We start from the raw sequence: 15,413 nt of genomic DNA, 5'->3' as shown, positions 1-15,413 counted from the left end.
GCGAGTGATGGGCACAGGTTCTGTACTTTCGCGAACGGTATCCCGGCTGCGAGCCGCGTCTGAGGATCGAGGGCACGGAAAAGTCGTCTCCCGGGATCGAGGCATGGGAAATGTCGTTTGTGGGCGTCGAGACATGCCAAGTTCCATGTCTGGATGCTGTGGTGCAGCATTTGGGGCGGCTGGATGCCAGGAGCGGGTCGATTGGGGGCAGGTGGCTGCCCGGCGTGGGGGAGTCGGGGCGGATGGGGGCTGTGAGCGGTTGAGCGCGGCCGAGTCCCGTTGAGCCCGGCCGAGTCCGGTTGCATGCGGTTGCACACTGCGAGGTGCATCTGCGCATGGCCAGAGCCCGACCACCGTGCCAGAATGAGCGGGTGAGCAAACAACGGGTGAATGCGCAGTGAAGAGCGTCGCCGAACCAACAGGGGAGCTGAAGATGAGCCCTGCCAGGCGGCATCCGCCGAAGACTCGCCGCCCAGAACCGGCACCGCTGACCACCAGCCCGTTGATCGCCGGGCTCGAAGCCCGCATCGCTGACCTGCTCCGGCATCCTGACGGCATACGCACGCCGCAGACGCTCGCCGACGAGTTTCGGGCCGAGCACCCGGTGAGCCCGGTGTTCGAGCATCTGCCCGCCACTCCCGAGCATCCCGACGCCCCAGACGATCCCGATCACCGCATCGTCACTTTCGTTCTGCATGACGCCGCGGCCGAGCAGGTGCTGCTCTTCATCAACCGCATCACCGACGAGACCGATCTCGACCGGTCGCTGATGCATCGCATCCCCGGTACCGACCTGTGGCACCTCAGCTATCTCATGCGACGCGACTGGATTGCCTCGTACAGCTACCAGATCGCGCTGCCGGGGGCACCGGTCCCGTGGCAGGGGCTTGATCAGCGCGGCATCCGCGAGGTGCTCGACCACGGGCTGCCCGACCCGCGCAACCTGCGCCAGATCACGAACCGGGCTGGGGTGCGCATGTCGGTCGTGGCGCTGCGGCACGCGCCGTCCGAAGAATGGCGGGCGCCTCGCGACGACGTTCCCGAGGGCACGCTGGCCGAGCACCTCGGCCCGGACGACCGTCGCCTCTGGGTCTACGAGCCCAGCGCGCTCGAAGTGGCGAAGCCTGGCCGCACACATCAGGCGCTCGCCGACGCCGGCGCCCAGGCGATGCTCGCCGGCCAGCAGCTGCCCCTGCTCATCGTGCTCGACGGCGACGTCTGGGCGGGCGTGCAACCGCTGCCGACCATCCTCGACAACATGATCGCCGAGGGAGTGATCCCTCCGCTGCTGGCCGTCTTCGTCGACAGCGCCGACCGCGAACGCCGCTGGGACGAGCTCGACGAGCACGGCGGTATCGTCGACTGGCTCGCAGACCGCCTGCGCCCGTGGGTGGTCGAGCACTGGGGTGCGGCTCTGAGCTGGGACCCTCACCGCACCGTCGTCGCCGGCCAGAGCCTGGGCGGTCTCGCCGCGATCGCTGCCGTGGTGCGGCGTCCCGACGTGTTCGGCGGCGCGATCAGCCAGTCTGCCGCGCTGTGGCAGCCGGATGTCGCGCTCGAGGCCGCCGCCCGGCCGCCGGTGGGTGCGCGCATCGACCTGCAGGTGGGCCTGCAGGAGTGGGTGCTGCTCGAACCGACGCGCGCGCTGGCGGCTCAGCTGAGCGAAGCGGGCGTGGACGTCACGCTCACCGAAGTGAACGGCGGCCATGATTACGCATGGTGGCGTCGCACTCTGGCCACCGCGATCGAGCATCAGTTCGGCGACGACCCGGTGCATGTTCGCCGCTAGGCTGAGAGCATGAGCTTTCGAACCAAAGACGGCAAGCGGCTGGCAAAGACTCTGCGCGCGCGGGCATCGCAGCCACGCGTGGGCGAGCGGGCACCCAGCGACAAGCAGCTGCGCCAGTATCTGAAATCGGCAGGCAATGCTGCCGATCACTCCGGGCTGCGTCCGTGGCGCATGATCACGCTGCGCGGCGACGAGCGCTCCCTGCTGGGTGCTGCGATGAGCGAGGCTCACGGTGACAAGCGCCCGAGCACGAAGCCGCTGCGTGCGCCCCTGCTGATCGCGGTGGTCGGCAGCTACCGTGCTGACAAGTACTACAAGGTGCCGCAGTGGGAGCAGCTCGCGGTGGCCGTCGAGGTCGTGCACGGGCTGCAGCTGCTGCTGCAGACCGAAGGGTGGGGTTCTTTCTGGCGCACCGGGCGCGTCGTCGAAGAGGCTGCCGTGCGTGAGTTCCATGGCTTGGGTAAGCACGAACAGCTGCTTGGGTGGCTCTATGTCGGTGAGATGACCGATCGTCCCAAAGTCGCCCGCAAACGTTCGCTGCCGGATGCCTCGCTCACCTCGCTGCGCGGCTGACGGCCGCGTGGCATGTCACTGCGCTGTGAAGGGTCGCGTGTGGCACGGTGGTGTCTGCGCGCACGACTAGAATACTGAGCATGTCAGCAGACTCAGGTCGAGACCGGTCGTCGGATCGCGAGAGCGAGTTCGTGCCCCTGGGCGTGCGCATCGCCGCCGGCTGGAGCTGGCGGGTGATCATCATCGTGGCGGCTGTCGCACTGATCGTCTGGACGGTCGTGCAGATCAGACTCGTGGTGATCCCCGTGGTGGTCGCCGTGCTCTTCGCCTCACTGCTGCGTCCGCTCGTGCTCTGGCTGCGCCGGCACGGCATGCATCTCTGGCTTGCGGTGGCACTGGTCGAACTCGGCTTCCTGGCCATCGTCGCCGGGCTGTTCTGGACGATCGCCACCCAGCTCAGCCGCGGCCTGAACGGGCTGATAGAGCACTCAGAGAACGCCTACCGCGAACTCAAGACCTTCCTGCTCGACTCGCCGCTGCACATCACCGAAGACGACATCAACAGCTACCTCGGCGGGCTGTGGCATTCGGCGCAGCAGGACAGCCACGCGATCGTCAGTGGCGCGCTCTCGGTGGGCACCACTGCCGGGCACATCGCCACCGGCGTGCTGCTCGTGCTCTTCTCGCTGATCTTCTTTCTCGCCGATGGGCGAACCATCTTCTTCTGGGCCATGCGCCTGGTGCCGACGCGGGTGCGCGCGGCGGTCTCTGGGGCCGGCCACGCGGGCTGGCGCACGCTGTCGAGCTATGTGCGCGTGCAGATTCTGGTGGCCGCCTGCGACGCGGTCGGCATCGGCATCGGTGCCGCGATCCTTGGTCTGCCCATGGTGGTGCCACTGTCGATTCTGGTGTTCATGGGATCGTTCGTGCCCTTCGTCGGCGCGATCGTCTCGGGCATTCTGGTCTGCGTCGTGGCCTTGGTCTACAAGGGATGGATCATCGCGTTCATCATGCTCGCTGTCGTCATCGCGGTGCAGCAGCTCGAGAGCCACGTGATGCAGCCGCTGATCATGGGCAATGCGGTCAAGGTGCACCCGCTCGGCGTGGTGCTCTCTGTGGCCATCGGCACGATGCTCGCCGGCATTCCCGGTGCGCTCTTCGCGGTTCCCTTCGTCGCGGTGACGAACCGCATCGTCAACTACTTCGGCGACCGTGACTGGGAGACCGATCTCTTCGCCCAGGGCGTGCAGCTGACCATCGATGACAACTCTGGCAGGTCGTCGTTCACCGGTCCGCATGCGGCGAAGAAAGACGCAGCCGTGGTCGCAGCGGCCGTAGCCAACGGGCTCAGCGATGGGGCATCCGTCGCTGCAGACGCCCACGATGCGGGCACCTCGAACGAAGACGGGCCCGAAGACGAGAACGGCGACGGGCCGAGAATTACCAAGGGCTGAGCGCCCTGCGCCAGCCCGCACCAAGCCTCCTTGCAGACGCAGTCGGCTGCTGCGCCTGCCTTCGAACCGACCGGCCGGTATTCTGGGAACGTCGCAGCATTGCATGCATGGTTCAGCCCATCTGCACACGGTGCCGCGTGTGACCGGTGAAATCGCACGAAAGCAGAAGAACTTCACATGACCACACCAACAGGACTCGCCGCGGCACCTTCGCTGCAAGAGATTGAACGAGCACGCGCCAACGTCTCGCAGATTGCCAAGATCACTCCGATCGAGCGGTCGAAGGCTTTGGGCGCCGAGCTCGGTCACGAGGTGTTCATCAAATGCGAGAACCTGCAGCGCACCGGAGCCTACAAAGTGCGCGGGGCGTACACCAAGCTGCTCTCGCTGACTGACGAAGAACGTGCCCACGGAGTCGTCGCAGCTTCGGCGGGCAACCACGCGCAGGGCGTCGCGATGGCGGCTCGTGAGCTGGGCATCAAAGCGACGATCTTCATGCCGATCGGTGTGGCGCTGCCCAAGCTGCAGGCCACCCGGCGCTACGGAGCCGAAGTGGTGCTCGAAGGCGACATCTTCGACCGCACCCTGGCTGCGGCCAAGGCGTTCAGCGCCGAGACCGGTGCCACGTTCATCCCGCCGTACGACGACCCGAGAGTGATCGCCGGCGCCGGAACGATCGGGCTCGAGATTCTCGACCAGCAGCCCGACGTCGAGACCGTCGTCGTGCCGATCGGTGGGGGAGGCCTCATCTCGGGCGTCGCCGCAGCGGTGAAGCAGAAGGCGCAGCTGCTTGGCCATCGCATCCGTGTGGTGGGGGTGCAGTCAGACCGCGCCAGCTCGTATCTGCCCTCGCTCGAGGCGGGGCACCCCGTGACCGTACCGGTGCATCCGAGCATCGCTGACGGCATCGCGGTCGGCCGCCCGGGAACGTTGAACTTCGAGATCATCCGCGATCTCGTCGACGAGATCGTGACGGTGCGCGATGAAGAGATCGCGCGGGCCATCGTGCTGATGCTCGAGCGTGCGAAGCTCGTCGTCGAGCCGGCGGGTGCGGCTGCCCCCGCGGCGATTCTCGCGGGCAAGGTGCACAGCGCCGGCACGACCGTCGCGATCGCATCGGGTGGCAACATCGACCCGCTGCTGCTGCAGCAGATCATCCAGTACGGTCTGGTCGAGCTGTCGCGCTACGCCACCATCTCAGTGATGCTGCCTGACCGGCCGGGGCAGCTGCAGATCATTTCGGAGCACGTGGCCGGCCAGGATGCGAATGTGGTCGAAGTGCTGCACACGCGGCACGGCAAGGGCTTCGACATCGGTGCGGTCGAACTGCAGATCTCGGTCGAGACGAAGGGTGAGGAGCACCTGCAGCAGGTGCTCAACAGTCTGCGCGAGATCGGGTACGATCCGCAGATCGTGCGGTGAGCCTACTCGCCTGAGTAGGTCTCGACCGAGACGATCTCGACCTGCATGGTCTTGCCGTTGGGAGCCTCGTACGAGACGGTCTCGCCGGCCTTGTGATTCACAACGGCGCCGCCCAGGGGGCTCGCTTCGCTGAAGACCTTGATGTCGCCGCTGGCGATCTCACGGTTGCCGAGCAGAAAGCGCAGCTCGCGACCGGCGACGTTGGCTGTGACGACGGTTCCCCGAGCGGCGCGGCCGTCTTCTACCTCGACGGTGCCGACCTGCGCGTTGTGCAGCAGCGCCTCGAGCTCGCGAATGCGCCCCTCGAACTTGCCCTGCTCGTCTTTCGCAGCATGATAGCCGCCGTTCTCTCGAAGGTCGCCCTCTTCGCGCGCCTCTTCGATGCGCTTCGCGATGTCGCGGCGCCAGGGGCCGCGCAGATGGTCGAGCTCTTCGTGCAGGCGGTCGTATGCCTCCTGCGTCAGCCAGGTTCCCTCTTGCTGATCAGCCATTGCACTCTCCTCAGATGACTAAAGGCCAATTGTACCCCCACCCTCTGACAGGGAGTGGCCGCTCGTGCAGTCTGCGAACGGCGGGTCAGACGATCCAGCAGCTGTCGACCGAACCGGCCATGGCCGGCTGTACGGTCTTCACGGTGACCTCAATGGTGCGGCTCTGCGCGTCAGCTGCCGGCACGTCGACGTACTTCCACCCGACCTGACTCTGGCCTTCGCCACGGGCGTCGACCGCACAGCGCGTCGTAGTGCCTGGGGCGACGTTGAGCGTGAACCGCACGGTCGCATTGCCGTGATCGTCGATCGCCGACGTCGTCGTCTTGGCCTGCACCGAGGCCATCGGCTGCGAAGCAGAGAACCAGGCGAGCGCAATGATCGAGAGCACGATGAGTGCCGAGCCGAGCCAGATCCAGCCGCGGCGACTCAGCCGACGGGGAGCCCGGCCGTAGCGCTCCTGCAGCATCGCACTGTTGCCTGCACTCATGCTCCGACCCTCACCTTGTCTCGACAGCCACTCCGCTTGAGTCTATCTGTGTCAGTGCGGGTCAGACACGTCGGGAACGATGCGGGTCAGACACGTCGGGAACGATCGCAGCCGACCACTCTGATTACACTTGAGTCTGCGCACGCGAGTGACGATGCGTCCGGCGACGGACGCGCGCCCCGCCCAGTGCGCGAACGCAGCTGAGGAGGCCCGCCAGTGACACTTCGCCTGATGGCCGTGCACGCGCATCCCGACGACGAGTCGAGCAAAGGGGCTGCCACATTCGCACACTATGCGCAGGCCGGAGCCAGCGTCACGGTGGTCAGCTGCACCGGCGGTGAGAGCGGCTCGGTGCTCAACCCGGGCCTGCGTCGCATTGCGTGGGCCGAACGCGACATCGCCGGTCTGCGCCACACCGAGATGGCGGCTGCCCGCGACATCCTCGGTGTCGACCACATCTGGCTCGGCTACCGTGACAGCGGCCTGCCTGACCCCGGCGAGACGGTGCCGCCGCTCTCATTCGCATCTCTGCCCATCGAGCTCACCGTGCAGCCGCTCATCCGGGCGATCCGTCGCATCCGCCCCCACGTGCTCATCACCTACGACGAGAACGGCGGCTACCCGCACCCCGACCACATTCGCTGCCATGAGGTGAGCGTGCACGCGCTGCGCGCGGCTGCCGATGCCACCGTGCACCCGGATCTCGGGCCGGCGTGGCAGGTGCAGAAGCTGTACTACGACCGCATCCAGAACTACCAGCGCTTTCAGGCGGTGCACGCGGCGATGGCCGCTGACATCAGCGAGACCTGCAGCAGCGGGGCGAACGGCTGCGAGGGAGGCGATGGCGCCGTCGAGCGAACCGCTGAGGCTGACGAGCGGGCTGCGGCCGCCGCTCGGGTCGGCGAGGTCGCGGAGCTGTTTCGGGAACGGCCGCTCAAGGTCACGACCCAGGTGGAGTGCGGGGAGTGCTTCGAGACGCGCGATGCGGCGCTGCGCTCGCATGAGAGTCAGGTCGCGCCAGACAGCCCGTTCTTCTTTCTGCCCAACGACCTGCAACGACGGGTGTGGCCCCACGAGGATTACCAGCTGGTCGACTCGCGGGTGCCGACCGCGATTCCCGAGCACGACCTCTTTGCCGGTGTCGTGGATGACGGTGCTGGCATCGGGGACGCTGGTGCTGGTTCTGATGCGGGTGCAGGTGCGGGCGCAGGTTCTGGTGCGACGAGCGATGCCGCTGCCGGAGTCGATGGGGGCGTGGGCGCCTGAGGCCCTGCAGTGTGACAGATTGATCGTGCCCCGACCGTGAGAGACTAGAGACCATGACTGTGCTGCCTGAAACCGTGACTTCGGCTCTGCCGATCGCTGACGCTTGGAGTGCCGAGACGGAGACCAGCCCCTCGCCGTCGCCGACTGACCAGCCTCAGCAGGATCAGCAGCAGATCGGCGCCGGACCGGGCGCCTTCTTCGCGATCTTCGTCATCGCCATACTCGTGGCTCTTCTGGTCTTCGACCTGGTTCGGCGACTGCGACGTATGCGCTACCGTCGTGAGGCGCGGGTCGAGCTGGCTGAGAAGTACGGTGTGGTCGAAGAGGAGTTCCCCGAAGGGCTCGACGAAGACGATGAGCCGGTTGATCCGTTCGAGCGTAAGAAGCGGCAGATCGCCGAGCGCGATGCCAAGTTCGAGGCTCGTGCTGCCCGCCGCGAGGCCAAGCGCAGGAACCGCGGCTAGGGGCGTCTGACCTGGCTTTGGTCTGGGCGGTTGTGGCGCTCAGGACTGGGCGGTGCGGTTGGCAGGTGCGAGGCTGTTGAGCGGTGGCGGGTCTTCGTCGCTGCTCTGCCCACTGAAAGCCCGGCTGTTGCCATTGTGCTGCGGCTAAGCCTCCGACTGCTGCCCGTTGTTCGGCCGCGTTCGATCCAGTCGATTCCTGTCCCGCTGCATCCGCCCGTCACAAGTGTTGGCCAGACTCATCGAGCCGTCTCAAATGTCTGTCAGCGCGATCGAGGCATGCCAAGTTCCATGTCTGGATGCTGTGGAGCGTCGTTTGGGGCGTCTGGATGCGCCGCCGTGCCGGCCATCCCGCTGTACCGGCCCTTCCTACTGTTCCTACCATTCCGACCGTCGGGGCAGCCTAGGCGCCATCCGGCCATCCAGCCAACCAGGCCGCCCGCCAGAGCGACCGATCAGCTGCCGAAGCGCCGCTGCCGCAGGGCATACGCCCGCAGCGCGCGCAAGAAGTCGACCCGGCGAAAATCGGGCCACAGCACGTCAGCGAAGTAGAACTCGCTGTGCGCCGCCTGCCAGAGCAGAAAGTCGCTCAGCCGCTGCTCTCCAGAGGTGCGCAGAATCAGGTCGGGGTCGGGCTGGCTGCCCGTGTAGAGATGGCTCGCGATCTCGCTCTCGCTGACCTTCGCGGCGAACTGCGCCAGCGACCGCCCCTGATCTTCCCAGTCACGGGCGGCCAGGCGCACCGCATCCACAATCTCACGGCGACCGCCGTAGCCGACCGCGAGATTCACCTGCATGCCGGTGGCGTCGGCGGTGCGCGCCTCGGCCGACTGCAGCGCCTCGACCAGCTCACGCGGCAGATCGTCGATGCTGCCCACATGATGAATGCGCCAGTCGCTGCAGCGCGAGATCTCGTCGGTGAGATCGATGATGATCTGTATCAGCTGGGTGAGCTCGTCGGTTCCGCGGTGGCTGAGATTGTCGGTCGACAGCAGATACAGCGTCACGATGCCGATGCCGAGCCCGTCACACCACCCGAGGAACTCTCGGATCACGGCGGCTCCGGCGCGATGCCCGGTCGCCGCCTGGGAGTTCTGTTTCTGCGCCCAGCGACGGTTGCCGTCCAGAATCACCGCCACATGCTGCGGAGGAGTCTGCTGCCTCAGCTGCTTCTCAAGACGACGCTCGTAGATGCGATACAGCAGAGGGGTGCGATGTGCGGTACTGGACACTCCCCCAACGATACCCAATTGCAGGCGGTCGCGGGCTGGCCGCTGATCCGCTCGCGAGTAAACTGTGGCCCATGAGCGACCAGACACGGGGGCAGGGTGTGGGGGCTGGCACGGGGGACGCGCAGGGCAGGCCGAGTGAGAGAGCCGCGGCTGAGGGCTCTGCGGCGGATGCCGAGAGCCTGATTCGAGCAGAGCCTGCCGGTGCACGGCCGGCTGAGTGCGCTGCCGTCAACGGCACTGAGCAGGAGGTCGAGCGTGCCGTTCAGGCCGAGGAACCTCGACTGCCGCACCTGCCGATCACCGAGGTCACCCGCGAGATCCGTGGCGACAAACCCATGCTGCGCGGGTGGCTGCATGCAGTGAGCTTTCCGTTGGCGCTGGCCAGCGGCATCGTGCTGATCACCCTGGCGCACGGACTGTGGCCGAAGCTGGCCTGCGCCGTCTACATGGCCTCGTCGATCATGCTCTTCGGCAATTCGGCGGTCTATCACATCTTCAACTGGGGGCCGCGAGTGAAGCTGGTGCTCAAACGCATCGACCACTCGAACATCCTGCTGCTGATCGCAGGTACGTACACGCCGCTCGCCACGATGACGCTGCCGCCGACGCAGGCGAGAACGCTGCTGCTGATCGTCTGGAGCGCGGCGCTCGCCGGCATCCTCTTCAGGGTGTTCTGGATCGGCGCGCCCCGCTGGCTCTATGTGGTGATCTACCTGCTGCTGGGGTGGGGCGCCGTCATGTACGTGCCGGCGTTCTACCGGGCGAACCCGGCGACGATGATCCTCGTGATCGTGGGCGGTCTGCTGTACAGCATCGGGGCCGTGGTCTATGCGCTGAAGAAGCCGAATCCGTTTCCGAAGGTGTTCGGGTTCCACGAGGTGTTCCACTCGTTCACGGTGCTGGCCTTCGCCTGCCACGCCGTGGCGATCTACCTTGTGACGGTGTGACCACGGCCCCTCGGCTCACAGCACGGTGCGCAGCAGTCGCAGCGCCACCACGAGCGGCGAGGCATCTCCGGTGGGAGCCTCGGAGAGTCGGTTCGCCAGCGCCCGCACACGGTCGATGGTGCCGGCATGCTGCGCCTCCCACGCATCGAGCCGAGCTGAGGCGGTGTCACGCTGGTCGCCGTGCTGCGACGCCTCGACCGTCTGCAGAGCGCTGCCCGTGATCTGGCGCAGCACCCCGTAGACATCTTGGCGCAGCGACGAGCGTGCGAGCGTCTGCCACAGGTCGTGCCGTGGCAGACGGCTGACCAGCTGCAGCAGCTGCTCGAGGTGGTACCGGCGCAACGCCAGGAACTCGACTGCTGCCGCGTGTTCGAGTGCCGCATCCGACGCGTCGGACCCGCCTGCGGCATCCGCCGACGAGGGCGAAGCCTGCGCCTCGTCGACCAGGTCGACCACACCGATGAGATGCACCTCTTCGAGAGCGAATGCGCTGCGCTCGGCGACGGTGGCCGGCACCCCGGCATCGACCAGGCCGGCCTCGGTGCGCTGCTCGTGCTCACCGTGATGCAGAGCCGGCAGCTCGCTGCGCAGTCGGGCCAGCGGCCGCACGTACCGCTCGCGCAGCTGCGGCACGTCGAGTCGCTCGCTGTGCGTTTCGAGCAGCAGACGAACGCCGCGGCCGAGTGCCCGTTTGAAGCGGATCAGCATGCCGTCCTGCGTCTCGGTCGAGACGGCGTTGTCGGTGGCCGCGATGTCGCCGAAGACGGTGTCGACTTCGAAAGCCTCACGAATGACCGCCCATGCCCGCACCACCTGCGCCGGGTCGTCGCTGGTCTCTTCGATCACGCTGAACACGAACTGCACGCCACCGTGGTCGACGATGTCGTTGGCCAGAGTCGTGGCCTTGATCTCGCGCGCCAGCGGATGCCGTTCGAGCGCCTCGCCGTAGCGGGTGACCACTTCGGGCGGAAAGTACTCGCGCAGCAGCTGGTCTGTCCACGGTTCGTCAGGCACGCTCGACTCAAGAATCGAATGCTTCAGCGTGATCTTGGCGTACGAGAGCACGATCGCGAGCTCAGGCGAGGTGAGGCCCTCACCGGCGGCGATGCGTCGATCGAACTCGCTGTCTTCTGGCAGATACTCGAGGGCGCGATCGAGCACACCGCTGGCCTCCCAGGCAGCGACCAGCCGCTGGTACGAGGGCATCAGCTCACCACGATCGCGCTCGAGGCCGAGTGCGCGGTTCTGCCGGTAGTTGTCGGTGAGCACCAGCTGCGCGACTTCGTCGGTCATCGACGAGAGCAGCTCGTTGCGCTCGTCGAAGGTCAGCACGTGGCCGTCGGCCTGCGGTGACGCGAGCAGAATCTTGAGGTTCACTTCGCGGTCTGAGGTGTCGACGCCGGCCGAGTTGTCGATGGCGTCGGTGTTCAGCCGGATGCCATGCTCGGCTGCCTCGACGCGCCCGGCCTGACTGAACCCCAAGTTGCCGCCTTCGCCGACCACTCGCACGCGCAGGTCGCGCCCGTCGACGCGGATCGCGTCGTTGGCCCGGTCGCCGATCTCTGCGTCTGATTCGCTGCTGGCTTTGACGTATGTGCCGATGCCGCCGTTGTAGAGCAGATCGGTCGGCGCGGTCAGCACCGCCTTGATCAGCTCGTTCGGCGTGAGCGTGGCCGGGGCCTCGCCGTCGCGGTCGAGCCCCAGTGCCGCGGCGACCTCAGACGAGATTGGCACCGCCTTCGACGCCCGCGAGTAGACGCCGCCGCCCTCACTGATCAGTTCGGGGCTGTAGTCGGCCCACGACGAGCCGGGCTTCTCGAAGAGGCGCAGACGCTCGTTCCAGGCCGCCTCGGCGTCAGGCTGCGGGTCGAGGAAGATGTCGCGGTGGTCGAACGCTGCGACAAGACGGATGCTGTGGCTGCGCAGCAGCCCGTTGCCGAACACGTCGCCAGACATGTCTCCGATGCCGACCGCGGTGAACGGGTCGGTCGCCACGTCGACGCCGAGCTCGCGGAAGTGCCGTTCGACCGAGGTCCAGGCTCCGCGGGCGGTGATGCCCATGGTTTTGTGGTCGTAGCCGTGCGAGCCGCCTGACGCGAAGGCGTCCTGCAGCCAGAACCCGTAGGCGACGGCGATCTCGTTCGCGGTGTCTGAGAAGCGGGCGGTGCCTTTGTCTGCGGCGACGACCAGATACGGGTCGTCGGGGTCGTACGCGACCACGGCTTCTGGATGCGTGACCGTGCCTGCCGCCAGGTCGCGGTTGTCGGTGACGTCGAGCATGCCGCTGATGAACAGTCGGTAGGCGTCTTGGCCGGCTGACATCCACGCGCCGCGGTCGACGCTCGGGTCGGGCAGACGCTTCGGGTAGAAGCCGCCCTTGGCACCCGTAGGCACGATGACCGCGTTCTTGACGACCTGTGCCTTGACCAGGCCGAGCACCTCGGTGCGAAAGTCTTCGCGCCGATCGGACCAGCGCAGACCGCCGCGGGCGACCTGGCCGAAACGCAGGTGCACGCCCTCGACCTCGGGGGAGTAGACCCAGAGCTCGAAGAGCGGCACCGGCTGAGGCACGCCGCTGATGCGCCGCGGCTCGATCTTGAAGGTGATCTGCGGCTTGGGCGATCCGTCGGCGGAAAACTGATACGCGCTGGTGCGCACCGTGGCGATCACCGCTTCGGTGAGCCGGCGCAGCACCGTGTCGATGTCGAGGCTGGTGATCTTCGTCAGCGCCTGTTCGATGTCGGTCTGGATGGCGAGCACGCGTTCGCGGCGTTCGTCGATCGTGCCGCCGACGGCCGGGTCGAACGACTGCTCGAACAGCTCGACGAGAGCCAGTGTGATGTCGGCGTGGTCGACGAGGGTTCTGGCGATGAACGTCGTCGAGTAGGCGAGCCCGATCTGCCGCAGGTAGCGCACGTAGGCGCGCAGTACACTGACCTCACGCCAGGTCGCACGAGTGGTGGTGACCAGACGGTCGAGCGGGTCGGACTCGACCCAGCCCAGCCAGGCCGCCGCGAACGCCTCGACGAAGTCGGCCGCGAGGCTGTCAAGAGTGTCAGCTGCGCGCACCCCGTAGTCGTGCACGTAGACCGGGGAGTGGCCCGGGCCGGTCTGCACCACGAATGGGTGTTCGTTGACGACCTCGACACCGAGGTTCGTGAAGATCGGCAGCACCTCTGACAGTGCGATCGGCTCGTCGTGAAAGACTTTCACGTGCGCTTCGCCGTCATCGTCTCGATACAGCCGCAGGGAGAGCCGGTCGGCATGCGCGATGGCGCTCGGCGCCGGTGTGCGAACGACGCCCTCGGCCTCGAAGATGGAGGTCGGCGAGGTCTCGGCCGAAGCATCCGCCGGCTTCGCCGTCACGGCTGCGGGCGACGTGTTCAGCGCGCCCGGCAGTGCCGACTCGGGCGATGCGACCGCATACAGATGCGGCAGATCTGCCAGAGCTTCAGCGGGCGTGAAGGCCTCGCGATAGCTGTCGGGGAACGCCTGCCGCAGCTGTCGGGCGACGGACGCCGCGGCGATCTGGCCCGAGCGGCTCGCCACCAGCTCGGCGAGCTGATCGTGCCAGGTGCGGGTGAGCCCGATGATGCGCGCGTGCAGAGCATCGATGTCGGCATCGGGCAGCAGCTCGCCCGGTTTCAGACGTGCGACGAAGTAGAGTCGCGCCAGCGCCGAGTCGGACATACGCGACTCGTGCTCGACATAGGCAGCGTGATAGGTCTGCTGAAGCAGGTCTGAGATGCCCAGACGCACCTGCGTGTTGAACGCGTCGCGGGGCAGATAGACGAGTGCCGTCACGAACCGCTCATAGGGGTCGGTGCGAAGGAACACCCAGCTGCGCCGCCGCTCGGCGACCTGCCGCAGAATCAGCACGTTGTGTCGCAGCGTGTCTGTGTCGGCCTGGAACAGCTCGTCGCGGGGGTATGTCTCGAGCAGGGCGAGCACATCGCGGCCGTTGTGGCTGTCGGTGCGAAAGCCGCTGCGTTCGAGCACGTTCTGCACCTTGTCGGCGACGACCGGGATGCTCAGCACCGACTGTGTGTAGCTGGTCAGCGTGAACAGGCCGAGAAAGCGGCGCTCGCCGTCGACCCGGCCGAACGCGTCGAAGCGCTTGACGCCGATGTAGTCGAGGAATGCATCGCGGTGCACCGTCGACCGAGAGTTGGCCTTGGTGATGATGAGCACATCGCGCTCGCGGGCCTTCTCGAGGTTTTTGCGCAGCAGCGGCTTCGGCGCAGGGGCGGCCGACGCGGTGTCCGACTTCGGGGTCACGGCGCCGTCGCGGGGGCGGAAGAGGCCGAGCCCAGTGCCGGTGACCCGCTGCAGAGCGTCGTTGCCGTCGACGGTGACGAGGTCGTACTCCTGATAACCGAAGAAAGTAAAGTTGTCGTCGTCGAGCCACTCGAGGAATCGCGAGGCCTGTGCGGAGCTCTCTTCGAGCCCGAGCGGGGGAGCGGCTCGCAGCTCGGCGCTGATGCGCTGAGCCTGCGCTCGCATGAGCGGCCAGTCGTCGTTGACCAGCGTCACATCGGCCATGACCTTCTCGATCGCCTGAACGAGGGCCTGCCGCACGTCGTCGTGCGCGATCAGCTCAGTGCTGACATAGACCCACGATTCGACGGTGACTTCGTGGCCAGGCTGGGGCAGCACGAAAGACTCGGTGCGGGCGGTGGCCGTGGGCGGGCTGATCACCGACACGACCTGGCCGTCGGAGTCGCGCGTGACGACGAACGTCGGGTGCACCACCGCGTGCACATCGATGTGCTGCCGGCCGAGCTCGGCGAGCACAGAGTCGACGATGAACGGCTTGTCTGGCGTCACGATGAGCAGCGCGCCGCTGAGCTGCCCGTCTGAATCGGGAGCGGCCGGGCTGGTGAAGCGCACCAGCGACTCCCCGTGGGCGCGAGTGGATGCGAGGTCGAGATGGTCTTGGACGACCTCGGCGAGCAGCGCGCCCCCGATAGAGGTCACATCCTGGTCGCCGAGCGCACGAGTGTACCTGGAGAGCAGATCGGCGAGGTCGTTCACGGCGTCGAGCGTCGGAGCGTCAGACGTGCTCTGCGTGAGGATCTTTCGAGCCTCGGCGAGCACGCTGTCGCGCGCTTCGGTGTCGGTGCCCTGCGCCTCTTCGTCGAAGTGGGTGGGGGTCGTCGTGGCTTCGCCGTTCACGTGTTCCTCCTGGATCACTCTGAATCGTTCTGAATCACTCAGTAGTCTGACACCGGGCCACAGCGAGCACGCGGAGGCCACGGTGCTTCCGGTCATGCATCACCCTACCCATTGCCACGGACACGAGGCGTCAGGCGGTGATTCGTATATCGCCGAGATGGCCATTGCGTCGGATG

General features: G+C 66.8%; 11 protein-coding genes. 7 read left to right on the top strand and 4 right to left on the bottom strand.

Going from position 1 to position 15,413, the window contains the following annotated elements; genetic code table 11:
- Positions 1-433: 433 nt before the first annotated feature.
- The 4 genes from F8O09_RS10170 (at position 434) to ilvA (ending at position 5,178) form a co-directional block, all read left to right on the top strand.
- Positions 434-1,789 carry an enterochelin esterase domain-containing protein gene (locus F8O09_RS10170; protein WP_158055203.1) on the top strand — a complete coding sequence of 452 codons (1,356 nt, stop codon included), beginning with the start codon at positions 434-436 and terminating at the stop codon, positions 1,787-1,789.
- Positions 1,790-1,798: 9 nt separating this feature from the next.
- The gene (locus F8O09_RS10165; protein ID WP_158055202.1) at positions 1,799-2,362 is read left to right on the top strand and encodes a nitroreductase family protein; all 564 of its coding nucleotides are present in this window, start codon (positions 1,799-1,801) and stop codon (positions 2,360-2,362) included.
- 80 nt (positions 2,363-2,442) lie between these two features.
- A complete protein-coding gene (locus tag F8O09_RS10160) occupies positions 2,443-3,756 on the top strand; it encodes an AI-2E family transporter (protein ID WP_158032093.1) in 1,314 nt (437 codons plus the stop codon).
- A 177-nt stretch (positions 3,757-3,933) separates the two neighbouring features.
- Positions 3,934-5,178, top strand: a complete 1,245-nt coding sequence (ilvA, locus tag F8O09_RS10155; RefSeq protein ID WP_158055201.1) for a threonine ammonia-lyase — start codon at positions 3,934-3,936, stop codon at positions 5,176-5,178.
- 2 nt (positions 5,179-5,180) lie between these two features.
- Here the strand turns inward: ilvA and greA are convergent, their stop codons facing one another.
- Both greA and F8O09_RS10145 read right to left on the bottom strand, forming a co-directional pair.
- On the bottom strand, positions 5,181-5,669 hold the full coding sequence (gene greA, locus F8O09_RS10150; protein ID WP_158032091.1) for a transcription elongation factor GreA: 489 nt from the start codon (positions 5,667-5,669) through the stop codon (positions 5,181-5,183).
- 85 nt (positions 5,670-5,754) lie between these two features.
- Entirely contained in the window at positions 5,755-6,156 is a 402-nt protein-coding gene (locus tag F8O09_RS10145) for a DUF4307 domain-containing protein (protein ID WP_158032090.1), read from the bottom strand.
- 216 nt (positions 6,157-6,372) lie between these two features.
- Here F8O09_RS10145 and mca point away from each other — a divergent pair, with 216 nt between their 5' ends.
- Positions 6,373-7,422, top strand: a complete 1,050-nt coding sequence (gene mca, locus F8O09_RS10140; protein ID WP_225732993.1) for a mycothiol conjugate amidase Mca — start codon at positions 6,373-6,375, stop codon at positions 7,420-7,422.
- Between the two features lie 53 nt (positions 7,423-7,475).
- Complete coding sequence (locus F8O09_RS10135; protein ID WP_158032089.1) at positions 7,476-7,886, top strand: hypothetical protein; 411 nt, start codon at positions 7,476-7,478, stop codon at positions 7,884-7,886.
- Between the two features lie 452 nt (positions 7,887-8,338).
- Here F8O09_RS10135 and F8O09_RS10130 read toward each other — a convergent pair whose 3' ends face one another.
- Complete coding sequence (locus F8O09_RS10130) at positions 8,339-9,115, bottom strand: isoprenyl transferase (RefSeq protein ID WP_158032088.1); 777 nt, start codon at positions 9,113-9,115, stop codon at positions 8,339-8,341.
- A gap of 335 nt (positions 9,116-9,450) precedes the next feature.
- Here F8O09_RS10130 and trhA point away from each other — a divergent pair, with 335 nt between their 5' ends.
- A complete protein-coding gene (gene trhA / locus F8O09_RS10125; RefSeq protein WP_158032164.1) occupies positions 9,451-10,062 on the top strand; it encodes a PAQR family membrane homeostasis protein TrhA in 612 nt (203 codons plus the stop codon).
- A 15-nt stretch (positions 10,063-10,077) separates the two neighbouring features.
- Here the strand turns inward: trhA and F8O09_RS10120 are convergent, their stop codons facing one another.
- Complete coding sequence (locus F8O09_RS10120) at positions 10,078-15,237, bottom strand: NAD-glutamate dehydrogenase (RefSeq protein WP_192497654.1); 5,160 nt, start codon at positions 15,235-15,237, stop codon at positions 10,078-10,080.
- Positions 15,238-15,413: the final 176 nt, after the last annotated feature.

The organism is Pseudoclavibacter sp. CFCC 11306, assembly GCF_008831235.1.
GTDB lineage: Bacteria > Actinomycetota > Actinomycetes > Actinomycetales > Microbacteriaceae > Pseudoclavibacter_A.
This window is presented reverse-complemented; position numbering and strand designations above follow the sequence as displayed.